This window comes from Aliikangiella marina, assembly GCF_007004765.1.
GTDB lineage: Bacteria > Pseudomonadota > Gammaproteobacteria > Enterobacterales > Kangiellaceae > Aliikangiella > Aliikangiella marina.
The window spans coordinates 636,770-658,494 of the sequence record NZ_VIKR01000001.1 but is presented as its reverse complement, the minus strand read 5'-3'; the positions used below and the strand labels follow the sequence as shown (position 1 = coordinate 658,494).

Sequence of the window (21,725 nt, the reverse complement as noted above, 5' to 3'; positions counted from 1 at the left end):
CTTGTTACCGACCAAAAAACAAACTAGGTCACATTACGGTGAAAGCAAACGGGAGAAATTAGAACTAAGTCACAAGAAAATGTGATTTTAATAGGGACACAGCACTAATTGCTATAGCATTGCTCTCGCCTCGACAGGGATATCGCGCGAAATTTTCTTGGTAATATTTACCTTGATTAATGCTTATATTCCTCACGAAGCAAACTCATAGCAACAACAAACGTTGAAACCTTAATCGACTTGTATTTATTTTTGCGTTCACGTTTCTAACTTAATTTTTTATGGGATAAAAAGAATTATGTTAAGATTTTCACAGCTATTCTTAAGCATGATTTTTGTCGTTCAATTATGCGGCAACATTAGCGCAGCACACGCAATGGACGCAGAGCAACAAACATCATCTATTTCTGTTATTTCACCGCAAAAGAAAATCAGTAAAGCTGAGTCGGCAAAAATTGATACTGAAAATCTCGAAATCGGCTTTTTTATAGGCACTCTCTCAGTTGAAGATTTCGGCACTAACCAAACTCAAGGAATTACTGCGGTATATCACCTGACACCCGACTACTTTGCTCAACTTAGTCTCGGGCGTTCGGATGTTGGTCGCGCCACTTTTGAAGACGTGGTAGAACAGGATTTTCTAAGCGATGAAGATGAGAAATTCAATTACACTCAATTAGCATTCGCTTATCAAATTTTTCATGGTCGGTCGTTCATGGGAGAAAAGAGTAAATTCAACTCGCATATTTATCTCGTTGCCGGCTTAGAGAACGTTGAGTTTGCGGGAGAAAGTAATACTGGCTTTGTGTTTGGAAGCACTTATAAAGTGGTCACGACGGACTGGTTAACTTGGAATTTCGAGTTGAAAAACCACTTAATTGAGCGGGACTTTTTGTCAAATAAAAAAATGACTAACAATATTGAGTTTAATATTGGATTCAACGCTCTGTTTTAACTTTACTCAGAGAACAACCAATCAATCAGTATAGTTCTGAGTCGTGATTCATTAAGCTTATAGATAAAAAATGAGACTATCATGGAGAACCGAATAACAACTCTATTCTTTAAAATTGTAGGATTAGGATTAATTTTATGCTCGGCGGAAATTTTTGCTGAGACTCAAGAAGAGTCACTTATGCTTGAAGTAATCGACCCGTATATCGAATTACATACTGGCCCGGGCAAAGGTTACCCTATTTTCTACACCATCGAACAAGGTGAAACTATTACGGTAATCACCCGGCGAACTGGCTGGTACGAAATACGCTCATCCAACGGTAAAATCGGCTGGGCAAAAGCATCGCAAGTAGCGCGGACTTTGTTGCCAACAGGCGAACCAGTTGACCTTCCAACGGTTAGTTATGGTGACTACTTAAAGAATAACTGGCGCGTAGGCTTTAATGTTGGTCAATTTACCAGCGGCGAACTTGAAGGTACCGATGTCTTTGGCTATAGCGTAGGTTATCGCCCCTTTAGCTTTCTTGGGTTAGAAGTCGAACAAGGGAACTTTTACGAAACCGAAATATCAGGCAGCTATCAAAGCTTTAATATCATTTTAGAGCCTTATACTGAGTGGGTGGTCTCGCCACTACTTTTAATCGGTCAAGGTTCAATTAAAATTGAATCGCAACCTGAGCTAACGCCACTTAGCTTCGAAAAAGATAGCTTTAGCCGTGTAGGACTCGGTATTAATTATTACATTGGACGAAACTTTGTGCTTCAGGCTGGCGTTCAAGACTTTACAATTTCTACAGACAATAATGACGAGAGAGTTAAACGATGGAATATTGGTTTCAACGCATTCTTTTAGTTACTAAGCAATTAACCTTATTATGCTTGTCTGGCTTATTCTATACAGCCCAAGCGCAGGAATCAGATAAAATAGATTCTGAATACTTTGATGTAGGTCTTTTTACCGGTATTTTAAATATTGAAGATTTTAACAGTGAATTCATAACCGGTATCAATGCAACATTCAACGCAAACGAAAATTATTTTGTACAGTTTAACTACTTACAAACTGACGCGTCATTGTCTTCATTCGAAGAAAGCCAAGGCGCGTTGTTTTCTGGAAGTGATCGAACCTTTACTCACTTCGATTTCTTAGTTGGTTATAACCTTTTTCAAGGTGAACATTTTCTGAGCGGAAATGAAGCTAAGTTATCGTCTTTGTATTTAGTATCAGGGGTCGGTGATACAGAATTCGGTGGAGAAGATAGTTTCACTTACACACTTGGAGTTGGTTATCAAATTGCTGTACAACGCGACTTATTGCTTAAGTTCGACTTTAGAGATTACATTTACAAAACTAATATTATTGGCGAAAATAAATCCGCACATAATACACAACTCTCTATCGCGTTAAGTTACTCATTTTAAGTCTCTATTGCTCAATCAATTGAAAACGGTAATGATCTAACAGCAATCACCAGAGTAAGGTAATTTATCCGGTGCGACACCTGTAAAGTCAGGTTCAATAAAGTGCTCAAACTTTACTGCGTCGATTGACTCGCACTCTAACATAAGCGCTTTACATACTCGATGCATTCCATCCATTACTCGCCCTTGATGACAAAGAATAATCGGAAAGGAAAGATCGGCTTGGTTTATCAGCTGAGAATGTTCAGTGATGTTTCGACAACTAGGCGCTTGACCACCCAAGTCATACCAATATGACTCATCGATTTCTCGAATAGAATTTAAGGGCAATTGGAAAACCTGAAAATCTTGGCTTAGGCGAATTAAGCGAGAAACATCCCAAGCCAAGAGTCCTTTTGAAGAATTTCTAAAATGATATTGCTGGCGCATTTGTCATTCTGTTAAAGCATCTTTAAAAGGCATCGCCGGGTACTCTAACCCACCCTTCCATTAAAACTCTTGCGCTACGACTCATTATCGCTTTATCAACACGCCATTCGCCATCAATACAGCTCGCCACTGCGCCTACTTTTAAAGTTCCAGATGGATGACCAAATCGCACAGCGTCTCTCTCGCCACCACCTGCAGCTAGATTAACTAACGTTCCTGGAATTGCTGCTGCTGTAGCGATAGCGACGGCAGCCGTCCCCATCATGGCATGATGCAACAAGCCCATTGATAATGCGCGAACGTTTAAATCAATGTCATCTGCAGAAATCGATTTTCCACTTGAAGCAGTATAGCTTTTAGGTGGAGCAACAAATGCCACTTTTGGTGTATGTTGTCGTCCGACAGCTTCTTCAATGGTTTCGATAAGTCCCATTTTAATCGCACCATAAGCGCGAATCGTTTCAAAGCGTTGCAAAGCATTCGGATCACCATTTATGTCACCTTGCAATTCGCTCCCAGTATAACCAATGTCTGCGGCATTTAAAAAAATAGTGGGAATACCAGCATTGATCATTGTCGCTTTAAAAATTCCGATACCTGGGACTTCTAGTTCATCAACAATATTTCCAGTCGGAAACATCGAGCCACCGCCTGCTGAAGGGTCTATAAATTGTACTTCAACTTCTGCGGCAGGAAAGGTGACACCATCTAATTCAAAGTCACCGGTTTCTTGTACTTCACCATTCATGATCGGCACCTTTGCAATGATCGTTTTCTTAATATTTGCTTGCCAAATTCGAACTGTCGCAATGCCGTTGTCAGGTATTCGCTCAGCGCTCACCAGTCCACTACTAATCGCAAAGGAACCTACCGCAGCAGTTAAGTTGCCACAGTTACCACTCCAATCAACAAACGCTCTATCTATCGCGACTTGACCAAACAAATAATCAACATCGTGGTCCGGCTGTTCACTCTTAGACAAAATAACAGTTTTACTGGTGCTAGAAGTAGCTCCTCCCATACCGTCGGTTTGCTTGCCGTAAGGGTCCGGACTACCAATTACTCTAAGTAATAAATTATCTCGAGCTTCTCCCGCAACTTGGGCAGACTTTGGCAAGTCAGTCAAGTTGAAGAATACACCTTTACTCGTGCCACCTCGCATGTAGGTGGCTGGTATTTTAATTTGAGGTACGTGGGTCATTAGAATTCCTTTATCGATTCAAACCCTCTCTCAAAGCGAGAGAGAGTACTCGACATATCAATTGATAGTTAACTCGCTTTCGACGACTCTAGAAAATCCTGAGCAAAACGCTGTAGTACACCACCCGCTGCATAAATTGAAACCTCTTCTGCGGTGTCCAATCGACACTTAACGGGAATTTCTACTGTTTCTCCATTTGCACGGTTGACGATTACGATGAGTTCCGCTCCCGGCGCAGGATCACCAATTACATCATATGTTTCGGTGCCATCAATATGGTAAGTATGTCGTGTTTCACCATTAGTAAATTCAAGTGGCAACACCCCCATACCTATTAAGTTAGTACGATGAATACGCTCAAAACCCTCTGCAACAATAACTTCAACACCAGCGAGTCGGACACCTTTTGCCGCCCAATCGCGCGACGAACCTTGTCCATAATCTGCACCAGCAATAATGATTAAGGGCTGGCGACGATCCATATAAGTTTCTATCGCTTCCCACATACGAGTGACTTTGCCTTCTGGCTCAATTCGCGCGAGCGAACCTTGTTTGATTTCGCCATTTTCTTTGACCATTTCATTTAATAGTTTTGGGTTGGCAAATGTTGCTCTTTGCGCCGTTAAATGATCGCCCCGGTGAGTCGCATAAGAATTAAAGTCTTCCTCCGGCAAACCCATTTTCGCTAAGTATTCACCAGCAGCACTCGATGCTAAAATCGCATTAGAAGGTGACAAATGATCCGTTGTAATGTTGTCGCCTAAAACCGCCAATGGACGCATACCTTTCATGGTTCTCTCACCCGCTAGTGCACCTTCCCAATAAGGCGGTCTACGAATATAAGTACTTTGCGGGCGCCAATCGTAAAGCGGATTATTGTTAGCACCATAATCAACTTTTAGATCAAACATTGGTTCGTAAACTTTACGGAATTGCTCCGGTTTAACAAACTCAGAAACAATCGCGTCTATTTCTTCATCAGTTGGCCAGATATCTTGCAGAGTAACGGGATTACCGTCCTGATCACGGCCTAAAACATCTTTTTCAATATCAAATCGAATGGTACCGGCAATCGCATAAGCCACAACAAGCGGTGGCGAAGCGAGGAAAGCTTGTTTTGCATAAGGGTGAATTCGACCGTCAAAATTACGGTTACCTGATAACACCGCTGTTGCATACAAATCTCGATCAATGACTTCTTGTTGAATGTCAGGATTAAGCGCTCCGCTCATACCGTTACAAGTCGTACAAGCAAAACCCACAATGCCAAAGCCAAGACTTTCTAAATCATCAATCAAGTTTGACTCTTCAAGATAAAGTTGAACTGCTTTGGAGCCAGGAGCAAGCGAAGTTTTCACCCATGGTTTGCGCGTCAAACCTTTCTTTTTAGCATTCCTGGCGAGTAAACCAGCTGCGATAACATTTCGAGGGTTACTGGTATTTGTGCAACTGGTGATTGCCGCAATAATACAGGCACCGTCGGGCATATTACCTTTCCAATTTTCATCGCTGGGCATTTCAACAGAGCCTGCAATACCTTTTGACGCTAAATCGCTGGTTGAAACCCGGCGATGCGGATTCGACGGACCTGCCAAATTGCGGCCTACAGCAGATAGGTCGAAAGTTAATACCCGTTCGTATTCAGCGTTGTCTAAATCGTCAGCCCATAAACCCGCGGTCTTAGCGTAGCTCTCTACTAATTTGACTTGGTCGTCATCTCGTCCAGTGAGTTTTAAATAATCAATCGTTTTCTCATCGATAGAAAACATTGCAGCGGTCGCACCAAACTCCGGTGTCATATTAGAAATTGTCGCTCGATCGCCTAAAGTTAAATCGCGGGCACCTTCGCCGTAGAACTCGAGATAAGCACCGACCACTTTTTCTTCACGTAAAAACTCTGTTATCGCTAAAACAATGTCAGTCGCAGTAATGCCAGGTTTACGTTTGCCTTTGAGTTCAACACCAACAATATCCGGTAGGCGCATATAAGAAGCGCGACCTAGCATGACACTTTCTGCTTCTAAACCGCCAACACCAACAGCAATAACGCCAAGTGCATCAACATGGGGTGTATGGCTATCAGTACCGACTAATGTATCTGGGAAAGCAACACCATCTCTAGCGTGAACAACTGGCGACATTTTTTCTAAGTTAATTTGATGCATGATGCCATTACCTGGTGGTATCACATCAACATTTTTAAACGCTGTTTTTGTCCAGTTAATAAAATGAAAACGATCTTCGTTTCTCCGATCTTCAATAGCACGATTTTTTTCAAATGCATCTTCTTCAAAACCGGCATGTTCAACTGCGAGAGAATGATCAACGATAAGCTGGGTTGGTACAACCGGATTGATTTGCGATGGGTCACCGCCTTTGTCGGCAATTGCGTCTCTTAAACCGGCCAAATCAACCAGCGCTGTCTGCCCTAAAATATCATGGCAGACGACACGAGCCGGAAACCAAGGAAAATCTAACTCGCGCTTACGACCAATGATTTGCTTTAATGAATCAGTTAGTGAACTAGGTTCACAACGTCTCACTAAGTTCTCGGCGAGAACTCGCGATGTGTAAGGAAGCTTGGCATAAGCCCCAGGCTCAATTGCCTCAACCGCTTCTTTGGTATCAAAGAAATCAAGCTGAGTGCCTTCAAGTCGTTTTCTGTAATCAGTATTCATGATTTTTTCCGTGGTAAATTTTAAGTTGAGATTGATTAATTCTGGTTGATCTTAAGCCTGCTCTTGTGAGAGCTTGTTCTGTAAACTTTTTCGGGTGTAGGCAATGTGTCGTCGCATTAGCATTTCCGCCAATTCTGGATCCCGATTAGCAATAGCGTTAACAATATTTCGGTGCTCTTCAAACGCAGTCGTTACTCGCGGCCCGGACATCCCCAGCTGCACTCGATACATACGAATCAAATGGTAAATCCCATCGACTAACAGGGTAATTAGCTGGCTATTTTTACTGCCCTGAATAATTCGATAATGAAAGTCCACATCGCCGGCTTCTTGATAATAATTGTCACCGGATTGAACGGTCTTATAATGTTTCTCTAGCAACGATTGGAGCGCTTGGACCTCTTGGTCAGTCATATTGGATGCCGCTAATCTGGCCGCCATACCCTCCAACGACTCGCGAACTTGGTATAACTCAAGTAACCCTTCGGTATTCAAGTCTACAACGCGAGCACCAACGTTGGGTTTGCGCTCGATCAAATTGCAAGCTTCTAAGCGGTTAATCGCTTCACGGACTACCGCGCGGCTAACCGCATATTTTGTCGACAATTCAGTTTCGCTGAGTTTTGAACCCGCGGTGACATCTCCCTCGACAATCGCAGTTCGCAACTCTAAAAAGGTCTTATCTGCCGCGGTAATCGGGGTTTCAGTGGCTAAGTTCATTTCAGGCTATTATTACGAATAAGAGGAAACATCAGCATATTGTCGACAATATATCGTCTTGGCTAAAAAATAACAACGAATAATGCGAATATTGTCGACAAAATATCGATTAACCGTTGGATGGGAGGACTGGCCTGAGTTGTCGAATCACTTAAAACTCACAATTTCAGTCGGATTCAACTCTCGCCATTGCGACTCTTGGAGGTTTTCCAAGGTGATTTCACCAATGGACTCTCGGTGTAATTTTTCAACTTTGTTACCTACAGCAGCAAACATTCGCTTTACCTGATGATACTTACCCTCTCTAATCGTGAGCAAGACTTGTTGAGGGGTTACCACTTGAATATGCGCCGGTCGCGTAATCTTTGATTCGTTCTTCAGCAGCACCCCCTGCTCGAGCGAATCCTGAGCTTGTGCTGATAACGCTTCCGCCAACCAAACTCGATAAGTTTTTGCACACAGACTTTTAGGTGAGGTAACTCGATGCGTCCAGTCACCGTCATCAGAAATGAGAACCAATCCTGTGGTGTCTTGGTCGAGCCTTCCAGCAAAGTGGAGGTTACTTTTTCCTGCGGCAGACACTAAACGGAGCGCACTGGGATACAGTTCATCTATTGTTGAACAAATATAACCAGCAGGTTTATTTAAAACGATATAGCGGTTACCAAGCGCGGAAATCACTTCTCCATCCAATAGGACTTGGTGAGTTTCCGAGACTTTAAATGCGGGGTTTACGACAACACTTGTCGCTTCTTTTGTGCCAATTTTAACTCGACTCGAAACGATTATCTTTTTGGCCTGGGAACGCGTTAAACTGGTCGCTTGGCAAAGATATTTATCCAATCTCATGATTTTATCGATCACTCCGCAAACTGCTATATCCAGCGCTCCGCGGCTTTTTCGTCACTAGCCTTCGCTTCGACCCAAACTTCTTTATCCCCATAGTGTTCTTTTTTCCAAAAGGTGGCCTTTTGTTTGAGGTAATCCATGATAAATTGCGCTGCCGAAAACGATTCCGCTCGATGCAAACCAGAAACACCGACAAATACAATCGGTTCGCCGGGCTTTAGATACCCTACCCGATGTGCGACATAAATTTTATTTAATCGCCAACGCTTTTTCGCTTCTCCGATGATCTGAGCTAATTGTTTCTCAGTCATACCTGGATAATGCTCGAGCGTCATTCCTGTGAGCCCTGCCTCAGCGTCAGATACTCTTACTGCTCCCGTAAATATGACGCTTGCGCCGCTCTCACCCTGGCTCTCTTGAATGGCCTGGTTCATTCGGGCTAAATCGAAAGGCTGAGGAGAAATAATAACTTCTGCTGTATTAGCCAAGGCTATCCCCCTGTCACCGGTGGGAAAAACGCAACCTCATCACCGTCAGCGAGACAATCGCTCAGATCAGCCATCTCATGATTTATCGATGCTTTGATGAGTTTCTCAGCCTCCGCAAATAACGTTTGCCATTGTTCGCCTCTTGCAGCCAATTGCTCACACAAGTCGCTTAACGAACTCCCCTCATCGATAATTATCTCTATATCGCTCACGCCGAGACGTTCTTTAAAGCTGGCAAAAAACAGAACCGTAATTTTCATATTTGAGTATCTCTATCCTCACCACTGCAAAACAATAAAACTGCTAAACGCTTGAATTTAATATATTTACCAGAAAATCAGCGCGTCCAAGTACCAGATTTACCACCCGTTTTTTCTTCGAGTTGAATCGTCGAAATAACCATACTTTTATCAACGGCTTTACACATATCGTATATCGTTAATCCAGCGACAGTTACTGCGGTCAACGCTTCCATTTCTACACCGGTTTGTCCAGTTAACTTGCAGGTCGCCGAAATATTAATTTGATTGTTTTCAATATCCGGCTCAAGTCTAACTTTGATTGAAGTCAGCAACAGTGGGTGACACAGCGGAATTAATTCCGAAGTTTTTTTTGCTGCCTGAATGCCGGCAATCCGAGCAGCCGCGAGAACGTCCCCTTTTTTGTGTTCACCGTTAACAATAAGCGCAATAGCTTCTGCACTCATTTTCACATGACCTGAAGCTGTCGCAACCCGAAATGTTTGCGCTTTTTCCGTCACATCGACCATTTGGGCTTCGCCTTTGTCATTCAAATGGGTAAAATGCGTCATAAATTAACTACCAATCTTAGGAATTATTCGTCCATGGATTATATCCACGTCACAGTAGCCGCCATTATAAGGCGAAATGACAAATATTTGTTAGTGAAAGAAACCGCTAGCTCGGGGCAAATTGTTTACAATCAACCTGCAGGACATGTAGAGCTGAAAGAATCTTTGATTGATGCGGTGATTCGTGAAGTTCACGAGGAAACTGGACTAGATTTCAGGCCGACTGCACTCTTAGGCACTTATTTACTCAGTCCTGCAATCAACGGTAAAACCTATCTTAGGTTCTGTTTTGTGGGAGATGTCCCAGTAGATCAGGAAGCCAGTCCAAACGACCCGGATATCATCGATAACTGTTGGTTTACGGTTGACGAAATACTCGCTTTACCAGAGAAATCTATCCGTAGTGCCCTTGTTTTAAAGTGTATCGAAGACTTCAAGAAAGGCATTCGTCTACCACTTGAGTCGTTGACTTTTGGCGGCGACGAGTTGGGCATGTATTACCAATCACGCGATGTCCTGGGCTCTTAGTATTGAAATCCCAATTAACATCCCAATATTCTGCCTTGATTAATCAGGCTTCTGTTATCCGAGTTCAATAAATGACCGCTCATACTCAATTTAACCCAGACAACACTAACATCAAAGTCGTCGTCGGCATGTCAGGTGGCGTCGACTCATCAGTAGCAGCCTACCTTCTAAAACAGCAAGGCTATGATGTGATTGGCGTTTTTATGAAAAACTGGGAAGAAGATGATACCGATGAGTATTGCGCCGCAGCCGAAGACATGGCTGACGCAAAATCAATCGCTGACAAACTCGAGATTCCTTTCAAATCAATCAATTTTGCAGCGGAATATTGGGACCGAGTGTTTGAATATTTCTTAGAAGAATATCGCTCGGGAAGAACACCGAACCCGGATATTATGTGCAACAAAGAAATAAAATTTAAAGCGTTTTTGGATTACGCGAAAATTCTTGGCGCCGATTATATTGCGACGGGGCATTATGCACGCGTCGAGCGTGTCGGAGATGCGACTTTAATGTTGCGCGGCAATGATAGCAATAAAGACCAAACTTACTTTCTATACACATTGCAACAAGCCCAACTCAACAAAACCCTCTTCCCTGTTGGCGAACTTGAAAAGTCTGAAGTAAGAAAAATCGCTGAAGAACAGGGCTTTGTGACAGCGAACAAAAAAGACAGTACTGGCATTTGTTTCATCGGTGAGCGGAAATTTAAAGACTTTTTACAACAATACCTTCCTGCACAACCTGGAAAAATTGAAGACGACCAAGGCAACTTAGTGGGTGAACATTCAGGGCTGATGTATCACACCTTGGGTCAACGTAAGGGGATTGGTATCGGCGGTATGGCAAATGCCAGTGAAGAGCCGTGGTATGCACTAAAAAAAGATATGCAACGTAATGTACTAATTATCGGACAAGGTCACGACCATCCGCTGCTAATGAGCGACGGATTGATAGCTTCTCAAGTACACTGGGTTCAACCTCAAGAAATGGACAATGAATTCTCTTGTACTGCAAAGAGTCGATATCGCCAGCAAGATTTTGCTTGTCGAGTGATAAAAATGGACGATGATAAGTTGAAAGTGACCTTCGATGAAAAACAGCGCGCGGTCACGCCGGGCCAATCGGTTGTATTTTACCGTGGAGACAACTGTCTCGGCGGCGCAATTATTGACGAAACCTTCTAAATTAAAGAGCGACAAAACAAATTCAATATGGAAATAAAATCTCAGGTAGTTGATCAAGTTATTGCACTCGCGGGTCTCGCACAGGCAGTCAGAGTCGTCCAACATTTAGCTTGGAAAGGCCAAACCAACCCCACTGACTTTAAAGCAGTTGTTTCCAGCTTACTCAGAATCGAAGCTTCAAGTGCCGCTGCAGTCTACGATGGGAGCTTTGAAGTGAGCAGCGGGTTGAGAATTATTAGCCATCAAATTGATCCAAACCATCAAGACAAAGATCCTGAGTTTGTCAACATGGTTATCCATGTCATGGCCTTGCAACAGCAGTTCAATAAAAACAAACGGCTCATGGACATTCTCACTTCTCAGATTAGTGAGCTATCGTTGGAGTACGGTGATTTTGAGTTTTACAACGACGATAGCAAATTCGAGAAGCTACTCGAACATTGCTCCAGCGCCTACAAGCTCACTTTGTCGAAACTGTCTAATCGAATTCAAGTCAAGGGCGATCCTAAATATCTGAAGCAACCGCACATTCAAGCACAAGTTAGAGCCGCACTACTAGCCGCAATCCGTGCGTGTTTTTTATGGCGTCAATCGGGCGGTAGTCGCTGGCACTTTCTCTTCAAGAAAAAAGATTTACTAAATACTGCAAAGTATTTGTTAAATAATCCTATTCGTGAGTGATCAGTTTTTTTAGCCAGCGCGTCACACTGATCAGTGGCTAAGTCGCACTCGTTTTAATCTTTAAGAAGAATCTAAAAAAATTGCCTATACTTTGTATAAGCCTTCACTTCGGTGGAATACTTATCAACTGAATTAATATTCATCCAAGGCAATTATGGACCAGCAGCGATTAGAAGATATCAAAGCAGCCGGATTAAAGTCTCGTTCGGCGATGATGTGGCTCAGAGATAATCAACTTCCTGCAGAGCCCATTTGCTACACAATTGCCTATGAATATTTACACACAGACAATCAAGCGCTGAAAGACGATGTTGACAAACTCGATACAACCAGTGAAACGATTTCAGAAGAGCTTGATAAAGTATTTAAAGATCATGTTGCCAGTAAGCATTATAAAGATCTCGCAATGCAGAGCGGCCGTACCAGCCAATATGTCAATGAACTTCTGAAACTTCTGATTAAAAACTTTGATAACAACGAAGATCTCACTGAAGTTATCGATGGCGCCAAAAAATATCTCGCCGATAACGATGAAGAGTTTGAATTCGATGAACAAGAATCTTATTTAAAAACCAAAGAGTACGCGACTCGAGATGAGCTCACTGAGCTACTTGATGAACAAGGTTTTCTGGTGACTTTGAAAGAAGCGCTGCTCGCGGAAGAGAATCATCCCTTCTCGTTAATATTTATGGATGTCGATAAGTTTGCTATGTTCATTCAAACCAATGGCAAAGTGATGGGCGATGCGATGCTGAAACATATCGCTAAGCTCCTCGCCAATTATCTTAAAGGTGGAGATATTATTTCACGCTTTGAGGAAGACAAGTTTTGTATTGCTTTACCAAAAGCCTCTGTCGAACAAGGGGTTAAAGTCGCCGATGAGATCCGTAAAAAAGTGGCAGGTGTTTCCTTGAAAAAGAAAACAGGATTGACCGTCGCTAAAGTAACCGTTTCGCTTGGTGTAACCGAAATTAAGCCCGGTATTTCAATTGCTCAAGGATTAGAAAAAGCCAAAGTGGCTCTCAACCGCTCTATCGATTTGGGTAGAAACTGTGTCAATCGAGACTAAAATTGACTACAAACATCAAAAAAGGAGCCACAAGGCTCCTTTTTTATTCAGTGTAATTCTACCTGGAATCGCTATCTAGCGCTTATCGATAGGAATCCACTCTTGTTGCTCTGGGCCCGTGTAATTTGCGCTTGGACGGATAATTTTTCCATCAACACGTTGCTCCATAATGTGAGCAGCCCAGCCAGTAATCCGAGACATTACGAAAATCGGCGTAAACATTGCCGTTGGAATCCCCATAACATGATAGGAAACCGCAGAGAACCAATCGAGATTCGGGAACATCTTCTTCTCGTCCCACATCACTGACTCTAGACGCTCTGCGATATTATATAGGTTCATATCACCTTGCGCTTCAGAGAGCTCTTTTGCAACTTTCTTGATAACCTGGTTTCGAGGGTCACTTACCGTGTAAACTGGGTGGCCAAAACCAATCACGATTTCTTTGCGCGCTATACGCTCTTTAATATCCGCTTCAGCTTCATCAGGGCTCGCGTAGCGTTTTTGAATTTCTAGCGCAACTTCGTTCGCGCCACCGTGTTTCGGGCCACGTAATGCACCTATAGCGCCACTAACAGCAGAATACATATCAGAGCCTGTGCCAGCGATTACACGACTCGTAAATGTCGATGCATTAAACTCATGCTCAGCGTACAAGATTAGAGAAGTATGCATTGCACGTTCCCACTGCTCGCTTGGTTTTTCACCATGCAGTAGATTTAAGAAGTGCGCGCCGATTGAATCATCATCAGTTTCAACGTCAATACATTTGCCATTATGGCTGTAGTGATACCAATAAAGTAACATCGAGCCAAACGAAGCTAATAAACGATCAGCAATGTCTCTTGCATCTGCTGGTGCTTGCTCGTCTTTTTCAGGTAATACTGTGCCAAGCACAGAGCAGCCGGTTCTAAGTACATCCATCGGGTGAGCCGCGGCAGGAATCGCCTCAAGTACCTCTTGAACAACAGTCGGTAAACCACGCATCGCTTTCAATTTACGCTTGTAGTTCGCTAACTCAGCCTTGTTTGGTAAACGACCATGAATTAACAAATGAGCAATTTCTTCAAACTCGGCAGTCTCCGCGAAGTCCAAAATATCGTATCCCAAATAGGCAAGATCATTACCGGTGCGGCCAACAGTACAAAGTGCAGTATTACCGGCAGGTACTCCCGAAAGCGCGACTGATTTTTTGGGTTTTGGTAAGACCGATTCAGTATTAGTCGAATCTGACATTGCTTACTTCTCCTTATTTTTAGCAAAAAGCTCGTCCAGCTTTTCTTCATATTGATGATAATTGAGGTAGTCGTATAGTTCTTCTCGTGTCTGCATAATATCGACTACGTTTCTTTGGTGCCCATCGTTAATCAACGCTTGGTAAAAACTCTCTGCACCTTTATTCATCGCGCGGTAAGCACCGCAGCAATAAAGTACGATATCGACACCAACTTCTGCTAGCTCAGGTGTCGAAAATAATGGCGTTTGGCCAAACTCTGTAATGTTGGCAAGCGTCGGCGCGTCAACTGCTGCATTAAATTCTTGATACTGCTCTAAGCTGCTAATGGCTTCCGGAAAAATCATATCGGCACCAGCTTCGAGGCAAGCGTTCGCTCGATCGATTGCAGCCTGCATACCATCTACAGCAAGCGCATCAGTACGAGCCATGATGACAAAACTGTCGTCGGTTCTCGCATCAACTGCGACTTTAATTCGATCAACCATTTCGTTCAGAGAAACGATTTCTTTATTCGGTCTATGACCGCATCGTTTCGCCGCAACCTGATCTTCAATGTGACAACCCGCCGCGCCAAACTTGGTAAGCGAGCGAATCGTCCTAGCGATGTTGAATGCACCACCAAATCCGGTATCAGCATCGACCATTAACGGTAAATCACACACATCAGTAATACGACGAACATCGGTCAAAACATCATCGATGGTACTGATCCCTAGATCAGGCATACCGAGAGAGTTGGCGGCTACGCCACCACCTGATAAATAAATCGCGTGGTGGCCAGAACGTTTCGCCATATGTGCAGTAAATGCGTTAATGGTGCCAACCAGCTGAAGCGGCTTATTATCCGCTACGGCTTTCCGAAACTTTGCACCGGGAGTTAAATTGTCGCTCATAAATATTAGTCTCGCTTTTTTGTCGTTTTGTGACAGTGATAGTTTGCACAGCGTTGTGGTCGATCGACTGTCTCATTGTAAAAATGTTCAGCTTATGTTTCTACTAGACCAAAGTCCAAAAACTTGTCGCTCTATCGCCATCATTGCAACAATCACGAATCATCACACTGGTTCTGACGGCTTAATCCTCTCGCTAACTACTTCGCTTCTTGAATTTTAACCTTCCACAAAGCAGGCCCCGTTTTGTGGACTGATTCGCCCATGGAATCTACCGCCACAGTGACCGGCATGTCTTTAACTTCAAACTCGTAAATGGCTTCCATCCCAAGCTCTTCAAACGCCACAACTTTAGATTGCTTAATCGCTTTAGATACAAGGTAGGCTGCGCCCCCCACGGCCATAAGATAGACTGATTTATTGCGTTTTATCGCTGCCAGCGCAACATCTCCTCGCTCAGCTTTACCGATCATTCCCATTAGCCCCATACCGCCGGTATCTTTGGAATTGAGCATCATATCGGAATATTTATCCATTCGCGTCGATGTGGTGGGCCCTGCGGGACCGACAACTTCATCTCTTACCGGATCAACCGGTCCGACGTAATAAATGAACCGGTTTTCAAAATCCACGCCTTCTGGGAGGCCTTCACCTGACTCAATAAGATCTTTAATCTTCTTATGGGCGGCGTCTCGACCAGTCAGAATTTTTCCAGACAATAACAATGTATCGCCAGGATTCCATGATTCAATTTCCGCTTGTGTGATTCCATCTAAATTTACTTTTTTAACAGACTCAGACGCTTCTTGAGTCACTACAGGCCAGTCATCTAGGCTCGGTGGTTCGACAAATGATGGTCCCGAACCATCCAATACAAAATGCGCGTGACGTGTCGCAGCACAATTAGGAATCATTGCGACAGGCAAAGAAGCCGCATGCGTGGGGCAGTCATTGATCTTAATATCAAGAACTGTCGTTAATCCTCCAAGCCCCTGAGCACCTATCCCCAGTTCGTTGACTTTTTCAAACAGTTCAACCCTGAGTTTTTCGACGGGTGTTTCAGCCCCCTTCTCCAATAACTCATGCATGTCAATGGGGTCCATGAGAGACTCTTTCGCCATCACCATCGCTTTTTCTGCAGTGCCGCCAATTCCAAGTCCAAGCATGCCTGGCGGACACCAACCTGCGCCCATCGTTGGCACCGTCTTGAGTACCCAATCGACGATAGAGTCGTTAGGATTTAGCATCACAAACTTAGATTTGTTCTCTGACCCACCACCTTTAGCGGCTACGGTAACATCGACAGTATTTCCCGGAACCATTTCAACATGGACTACTGCAGGCGTATTGTCCTTAGTGTTGACTCGCGGCCCAATGGGATTTTTTACAATTGATGCGCGCAATGGGTTATCTTCGCTTTGATAAGCTCTTCTTACCCCTTCATCGACCATTTCCTGGATTGTTAAATCAGTATCCCATTGAACTTCCATACCGATTTTGACAAATGCAGTAACAATCCCAGTATCTTGGCAAATAGGTCGTTTTCCCTCAGCACACATCCGAGAATTAATCAGCATTTGTGCCATCGCGTCTTTTGCCGCAGGATTCTGTTCTCTTTGGTAAGCCGCATGGAGCGAATCAATAAAATCTTTCGGATGATAATAAGAAATATACTGAAGTGCTGCCTCGACACTGTCGATAAAATCAGCTTTTTGAATAGCTGTCATCTAAGATCTCCCATCTACAATCTTTGATAGTCGGTAAACAATGACACATTGCGAGTAACTCTCTGTAATTCGCTCAATTTAAATTAATAGAATCCGCGAGTTTTGGTCGGTTTCCCTAACAACAATGAAAACTGCCCGAAATTGAATTGATCAATGACTCACTCCTTTGGCCTTAATAATCGTTTTTTGAAGCGACTTGGAATAAGAGTCTGAGAATCTCTTGATAACCGCGCTCAATCAACCGTCTGGAGGCTAAACTAATCGTTCAATGTGCCCTACATTGGTGGCCACAGTATAGCTCAGTTGCGCTGAATAATCAGCCCGCATAGCTATCGTAAATTCCTATGTACCGTATAGTTAATCCGTTGTAACTACTTGAATCTTCAAGAACTTGTTTCCAAGGTCGTCGAACGAAGGGCAAAAAAAAACCAGTCTTTTTGACTGGCTTTTCTAATATGGCGTCCCCTAGGGGATTCGAACCCCTGTTACCGCCGTGAAAGGGCGGTGTCCTAGGCCTCTAGACGAAGGGGACTAAGAACTTAAATTCGTTTCATCAAGAAAAGATGGTGGAGCTAAGCGGGATCGAACCGCTGACCTCTACACTGCCAGTGTAGCGCTCTCCCAGCTGAGCTATAGCCCCTGAATTCGGCGGGCATTCTAAGGGCTAACCTGTCACGTGTCAACCGCTTTGTCACAATAAATTCATATGCTTAATAAAGTGGTTAAAAGGTAACCGAGCTGTGCAGTACATTCATCCGTCAGAGAGCGTAAACTTGAATTTAGCAAGCGAACATCCCAAAATATCCTCACTTTTAATCTCGGGACACTCATAATGAAAATAAGTCGTGTTATCTTGGGTTTGTTACTTACAACAAACCTGTTAATTCATAGCGGTTTGGTATCAGCCAACAAAAAACCGTTTAGCGCAGAGGATTTAGTCACTTTTGAGCGGGTAAGTAGTGCTGTAATCTCACCTGATGGTAAGCATGTGTCTTATGTCGTCAGAACCACCGATATGGAAGCCAACCGCGGCCGGACCGACGTATGGTTGGCTCGTCTCAGCGATAATCAAACAACTCAGCTAACAAGCCACAATGCTTCAGATCATTCACCTAAATGGTCTAAAACTGGCCGAACTGTTTATTTTCTCTCATCTCGCTCTGGTTCTTCACAGGTTTGGAAAGTTAATATCAACAACCTCAAGTTGACGCAAGTTACAGATTACCCCGTCGACGTGACAACCTTTAAACTCTCTCCACAAAACGACAAACTGCTCTTCTCGTCTCGTGTTTATCCCGATTGTGAAGACTTTTCCTGTACCGTATCGCGCGATGCAGCGGAAAAAACAAAGAAAACCAGTGGCATGGTGTACGATAAGATGTTTGTTCGCCATTGGGATCATTGGGTTGATCAAAAACAGTCACAACTATTCATTGCGGAACTGAACAGTAAAGGGATTGTTAAAAGTAAAACGATTATTCCAATTTCTAAATCAGTCAATGCCAATGTACCGTCTGATCCTTTCGGTGGTGACGAAGAATATAATTTTGCAGGTAATGGCTCTGCCGTTTATTTTTCTGCTCGAATTCAAAATGCGCAAGAACCAACATCAACTAACTTTGATATCTACCGAGTCTCAATTGACAAACCTCAAAAAGCTTTCAATATGACAGCCGACAATCTTGCTTGGGACACCCAACCAGTTGTCAGCCATGATGGGCAAAAATTGGCTTATTTAGCGATGAAACGTCCGGGATTCGAAGCCGATAAATTTGACGTAATGATAAAAAATATTCGTACCGGGAAACTCACTAACCTCACCGAAAATTTCGATCGCTCATTTGGTAGCTTTCACTTTTCTAAAGACGATAACTCGCTATATTTAATTGGCAATAACTTAGGTACACGAGCCTTATGGAAGTTTGATATTCGCTCGCAAAAGGAGACGCTCTTAAATTCCGACGGGTTTGTTTCGGCGGTTAGCGTGGGTGATGAAAAGTTAGTTTTTATTAAAGATAGTTTAAAAAGCCCAAGTCAAATTTATACGAGTGATTTGAATGGAAAAAACATTCAACAAATTACTATAAATAATCAAGAAAAATTAAATCAAATCGCTTTTGGTGACTACGAGCAATTTAAGTTTAATGGTTGGAATGATGAAACTGTTTATGGCTACATCGTCAAACCGGCAAATTTCGAATCTGATAAAAAGTATCCGCTTGCATTTCTTATTCATGGCGGCCCACAAGGAAGCTTTGGTGATCACTTTCACTATCGTTGGAATCCACAGACTTATGCAGGACAAGGTTTCGTTTCTGTCATGATTGACTTTCACGGTTCAACGGGATATGGGCAAGACTTTACTGATTCAATCTCTCAAAACTGGGGAAGTAAACCGTTAGTCGATTTACAAAAAGGTTTAAAGTTCGCCTTAGAAAAATATGACTTTATCGACGAAAATAATATGTGTGCTTTAGGCGCATCGTATGGCGGATATATGATCAATTGGATAGCTGGAAATTGGCCCGAGCAATTTAAGTGTTTAGTTAATCATGATGGCGTATTTGACAACCGAATGATGTATTATGCCACTGAAGAGTTATGGTTCGTCGAATGGGAAAATGGCGGAACCTATTTTGATAAACCAGAAAATCATGAGCGATACAATCCAGTTAATTATGTTAAGAACTGGAAAACGCCAATGCTCGTTATTCAAGGCGAACTAGATTATCGTATTCCCGTCACTCAATCTTTAGCGACTTTTACAGCGCTGCAGCGCAAAGGCATCCGCAGTAAATTACTCTATTTTCCTGACGAAAACCATTGGGTGTTGAAACCACACAATAGTATCCAGTGGCATCATGAAGTGAAAAAATGGTTAAAAGAATTCCTCGTTGAATAATTAAACAATTGGTTAGAACGATTGGTTAGTGCGCAAAAAAAAGGCCAAACACTGTTTGGCCTTTCCAACTACTTCCTAACTAACACACTTCTCTCAAAATAATTGAGACGCTTCTCTAAGGTTTTATTAACCGAAACTAGCGTTGCTTCCCGATTACTTTGGACAACTACTTACTACATTTTTAAAAGTACAATTTTTACTTTGTACAATACTACCTGCAGACTTGAGCTGAATTAATCACCAGCGATTCAGCTAATTTACAACTATTGAGTACGCGTTGTTACTTACCGGGCTGCAGCATATCCGTCATAAACACGGTAACCTGCTTTAACAATTTGGCTTTGATAAACATCGGCATTTTCACAATGGTCATCCGCATTGCTCGGTAACTGAAGTTCACCACAAATGGCGCATGCTTTAACTTTAACTCGACCCTTAGTGAATGTTACCCATTGATGCTTCGTCTTCAACATAAATCAATCCTCTTGTTAATGCTCCGTCGGTATCCAACGGACTTAATTATGACTGAGCTTTAAATATATACACAGAAGCTAAAACTGATATTACTGTGGCCGATTTGATGATCGTCTTGTGAGAAATGTCTCAAAATCCACCCAAAAACATCTCGAAATTCTAATATGTTCTAAAAACTAATTGCTATCATGTTTTTTGATATAAAACACAATAACAATTTTTACTTACATAGGTTACGGTCGAAAAGTTGGCCTTTGAGATACCAATCCACTAAACTCAAATGACATCAATAAATTGGAATGTGCTTTAAGTGACAACCTCTAAGCAGTGCTTACTGTTAACAATAACAATGATTGCTTGGCTATCTATTGGTGAAAAAGACGCAAATGCTCAGTCTCAACCACAAGAAGATTGCCATATCAAAATTGGCTGGGGTGATTGGCCACCCTACCAATTTACTGAGAACGGCGAGCCCAAAGGCATTCAAATCGATCTAATCAAACAAATTGGCGAAGCGGCAAATTGCAAGCTCAGTTTCATATCGCAAAACTTTCCAGACAACCAGCAAGGTATTAGAGATGGTACTATCGATATGACCTTTGATACCTCAGTTACCGAAGAGCGAGAGAAATTTGCACTATTTTCATCTCCCTATCGCAATGAAGTACTCGCACTTTACGTACGGCCTAAGTATATGGAAGCTTGTAAATCACAGCCAGTTGCTGCACTAATAGAATCAGGAATGAGACTGGGGATCACACGCGGTAATATCTATGGAGAGACAATCAGAAGTATTCAGTCGACGCCGGAACTTAATTCAAAACTTATTTACAGAGACGACAATACCGAGCATTACAAATTGTTTGCAGAAAATCAGCTCGATGCCTTTGTGGACGATCCTGCAGTAATGGCATTTATGATCCGCAATAACCCTAAAACGGGGCCACTAAAAGTTTGTAAAATTGCCGTTAGTTCATCCCCCGTTTCTTTGATGTTTAGCAAAAAGACGGTAACGCAAGCGACAGTGGAAAGGTTTAATAGTGCAATCGCAAGAGTAAAACAAACTCCAGAATATATTAAAAACTGGGCATGGTAATTCCTGCGATTAGTTTTCTATAGTTTTGGCAGTATACAGCCTCAGGTCAACCCGTGTTGGGTAGCCATCGTCTTTCGCCTAATCACTAGCCGGTAAAGAAATCAAAAACGTTGCCCAGCGTCGATGCCTTACCTTTATAAAACTCCGTGTAACTGCAGTTATCGCAGGTTACCGCAAAATAACGTTTGTTTTGTACATCGAATATTCGCGACCAAAAGCCGCCAGAAACCCGCATTTCACCAGTTGAAAAATCTTTATGGGCGCATTTAGGGCAAGACCATTTATGATGACGCATCGTTATTCTCCTCGAATCGATGTGAAACAGATAATGGTTAAAACGAATGCCTGGTTTTTTTATTCCAGTTTTGAATTGGCTTTC

At 42.8% G+C, this 21,725-nt stretch carries 22 protein-coding genes and 2 tRNA genes; 9 read left to right on the top strand and 15 right to left on the bottom strand.

Annotated elements, in window-relative coordinates:
• The first annotated feature begins 298 nt into the window (after positions 1-298).
• From FLL45_RS03000 to FLL45_RS02990, 3 genes are all read left to right on the top strand, one after another.
• Positions 299-955 (top strand): outer membrane beta-barrel domain-containing protein, encoded by a 657-nt coding sequence (locus tag FLL45_RS03000; RefSeq protein WP_142888296.1) that lies wholly within the window; start codon positions 299-301, stop codon positions 953-955.
• Positions 956-1,135: 180 nt separating this feature from the next.
• Positions 1,136-1,810 (top strand): SH3 domain-containing protein, encoded by a 675-nt coding sequence (locus tag FLL45_RS02995; RefSeq protein WP_185964299.1) that lies wholly within the window; start codon positions 1,136-1,138, stop codon positions 1,808-1,810.
• Positions 1,780-2,379 carry an outer membrane beta-barrel domain-containing protein gene (locus tag FLL45_RS02990; protein ID WP_142888294.1) on the top strand — a complete coding sequence of 200 codons (600 nt, stop codon included), beginning with the start codon at positions 1,780-1,782 and terminating at the stop codon, positions 2,377-2,379. Before FLL45_RS02995 ends, FLL45_RS02990 begins: the two co-directional genes overlap by 31 nt.
• 36 nt (positions 2,380-2,415) lie before the next feature.
• On the opposite strand, the gene FLL45_RS02985 is transcribed toward FLL45_RS02990, so the two are convergent.
• From FLL45_RS02985 to moaC, 8 genes are all read right to left on the bottom strand, one after another.
• Entirely contained in the window at positions 2,416-2,808 is a 393-nt protein-coding gene (locus FLL45_RS02985) for a hypothetical protein (protein WP_142888293.1), read from the bottom strand.
• A 22-nt stretch (positions 2,809-2,830) separates the two neighbouring features.
• On the bottom strand, positions 2,831-4,009 hold the full coding sequence (gene prpF, locus FLL45_RS02980) for a 2-methylaconitate cis-trans isomerase PrpF (protein ID WP_142888292.1): 1,179 nt from the start codon (positions 4,007-4,009) through the stop codon (positions 2,831-2,833).
• Positions 4,010-4,077: 68 nt separating this feature from the next.
• Complete coding sequence (acnD, locus tag FLL45_RS02975; RefSeq protein ID WP_142888291.1) at positions 4,078-6,687, bottom strand: Fe/S-dependent 2-methylisocitrate dehydratase AcnD; 2,610 nt, start codon at positions 6,685-6,687, stop codon at positions 4,078-4,080.
• Between the two features lie 51 nt (positions 6,688-6,738).
• The gene (locus FLL45_RS02970) at positions 6,739-7,407 is read right to left on the bottom strand and encodes a GntR family transcriptional regulator (protein ID WP_142888290.1); all 669 of its coding nucleotides are present in this window, start codon (positions 7,405-7,407) and stop codon (positions 6,739-6,741) included.
• Positions 7,408-7,554: 147 nt separating this feature from the next.
• A complete protein-coding gene (locus FLL45_RS02965) occupies positions 7,555-8,256 on the bottom strand; it encodes a pseudouridine synthase (protein WP_142888289.1) in 702 nt (233 codons plus the stop codon).
• A gap of 26 nt (positions 8,257-8,282) precedes the next feature.
• Positions 8,283-8,744 carry a molybdenum cofactor biosynthesis protein MoaE gene (locus tag FLL45_RS02960; RefSeq protein WP_142888288.1) on the bottom strand — a complete coding sequence of 154 codons (462 nt, stop codon included), beginning with the start codon at positions 8,742-8,744 and terminating at the stop codon, positions 8,283-8,285.
• Positions 8,745-8,746: 2 nt separating this feature from the next.
• Positions 8,747-9,004, bottom strand: a complete 258-nt coding sequence (locus FLL45_RS02955) for a MoaD/ThiS family protein (protein WP_142888287.1) — start codon at positions 9,002-9,004, stop codon at positions 8,747-8,749.
• Positions 9,005-9,081: 77 nt separating this feature from the next.
• Complete coding sequence (gene moaC / locus FLL45_RS02950) at positions 9,082-9,555, bottom strand: cyclic pyranopterin monophosphate synthase MoaC (RefSeq protein ID WP_142888286.1); 474 nt, start codon at positions 9,553-9,555, stop codon at positions 9,082-9,084.
• A 33-nt stretch (positions 9,556-9,588) separates the two neighbouring features.
• Between moaC and FLL45_RS02945 the strand changes: the two genes are divergently transcribed.
• The 4 genes from FLL45_RS02945 (at position 9,589) to FLL45_RS02930 (ending at position 13,020) form a co-directional block, all read left to right on the top strand.
• Entirely contained in the window at positions 9,589-10,083 is a 495-nt protein-coding gene (locus FLL45_RS02945; RefSeq protein ID WP_142888285.1) for an NUDIX hydrolase, read from the top strand.
• 71 nt (positions 10,084-10,154) lie between these two features.
• A complete protein-coding gene (gene mnmA, locus FLL45_RS02940) occupies positions 10,155-11,270 on the top strand; it encodes a tRNA 2-thiouridine(34) synthase MnmA (RefSeq protein ID WP_142888284.1) in 1,116 nt (371 codons plus the stop codon).
• Between the two features lie 27 nt (positions 11,271-11,297).
• Positions 11,298-11,951, top strand: coding sequence for a high frequency lysogenization protein HflD (gene hflD / locus FLL45_RS02935; RefSeq protein WP_142888283.1), 654 nt, complete (start codon positions 11,298-11,300; stop codon positions 11,949-11,951).
• 154 nt (positions 11,952-12,105) lie between these two features.
• A complete protein-coding gene (locus tag FLL45_RS02930; RefSeq protein WP_142888282.1) occupies positions 12,106-13,020 on the top strand; it encodes a GGDEF domain-containing protein in 915 nt (304 codons plus the stop codon).
• A gap of 75 nt (positions 13,021-13,095) precedes the next feature.
• Here the strand turns inward: FLL45_RS02930 and prpC are convergent, their stop codons facing one another.
• The 5 genes from prpC to FLL45_RS02905 all read right to left on the bottom strand — a co-directional run bounded on the left by prpC (position 13,096) and on the right by FLL45_RS02905 (position 17,514).
• Positions 13,096-14,256 (bottom strand): bifunctional 2-methylcitrate synthase/citrate synthase, encoded by a 1,161-nt coding sequence (gene prpC / locus FLL45_RS02925; RefSeq protein WP_142888281.1) that lies wholly within the window; start codon positions 14,254-14,256, stop codon positions 13,096-13,098.
• Between the two features lie 3 nt (positions 14,257-14,259).
• On the bottom strand, positions 14,260-15,150 hold the full coding sequence (gene prpB, locus FLL45_RS02920; RefSeq protein WP_142888280.1) for a methylisocitrate lyase: 891 nt from the start codon (positions 15,148-15,150) through the stop codon (positions 14,260-14,262).
• A gap of 197 nt (positions 15,151-15,347) precedes the next feature.
• Positions 15,348-16,874, bottom strand: coding sequence for a fumarate hydratase (locus FLL45_RS02915; protein WP_142888279.1), 1,527 nt, complete (start codon positions 16,872-16,874; stop codon positions 15,348-15,350).
• 456 nt (positions 16,875-17,330) lie between these two features.
• Positions 17,331-17,406, bottom strand: a tRNA-Glu gene (locus tag FLL45_RS02910).
• Positions 17,407-17,438: 32 nt separating this feature from the next.
• A tRNA-Ala gene (locus FLL45_RS02905) sits at positions 17,439-17,514 on the bottom strand.
• Positions 17,515-17,706: 192 nt separating this feature from the next.
• On the opposite strand from FLL45_RS02905, the gene FLL45_RS02900 reads away from it, so the two are divergent.
• The gene (locus FLL45_RS02900) at positions 17,707-19,776 is read left to right on the top strand and encodes a S9 family peptidase (RefSeq protein WP_142888278.1); all 2,070 of its coding nucleotides are present in this window, start codon (positions 17,707-17,709) and stop codon (positions 19,774-19,776) included.
• A 284-nt stretch (positions 19,777-20,060) separates the two neighbouring features.
• Here FLL45_RS02900 and FLL45_RS02895 read toward each other — a convergent pair whose 3' ends face one another.
• Positions 20,061-20,249: a hypothetical protein gene (locus FLL45_RS02895; RefSeq protein ID WP_142888277.1), complete on the bottom strand. Its 189-nt coding sequence runs from the start codon at positions 20,247-20,249 to the stop codon at positions 20,061-20,063.
• Positions 20,250-20,560: 311 nt separating this feature from the next.
• Here FLL45_RS02895 and FLL45_RS02890 point away from each other — a divergent pair, with 311 nt between their 5' ends.
• Positions 20,561-21,346: a substrate-binding periplasmic protein gene (locus tag FLL45_RS02890; protein ID WP_142888276.1), complete on the top strand. Its 786-nt coding sequence runs from the start codon at positions 20,561-20,563 to the stop codon at positions 21,344-21,346.
• A gap of 85 nt (positions 21,347-21,431) precedes the next feature.
• Here FLL45_RS02890 and FLL45_RS02885 read toward each other — a convergent pair whose 3' ends face one another.
• Positions 21,432-21,641, bottom strand: coding sequence for a zinc ribbon domain-containing protein (locus tag FLL45_RS02885; protein WP_142888275.1), 210 nt, complete (start codon positions 21,639-21,641; stop codon positions 21,432-21,434).
• Between the last annotated feature and the right edge of the window lie 84 nt (positions 21,642-21,725).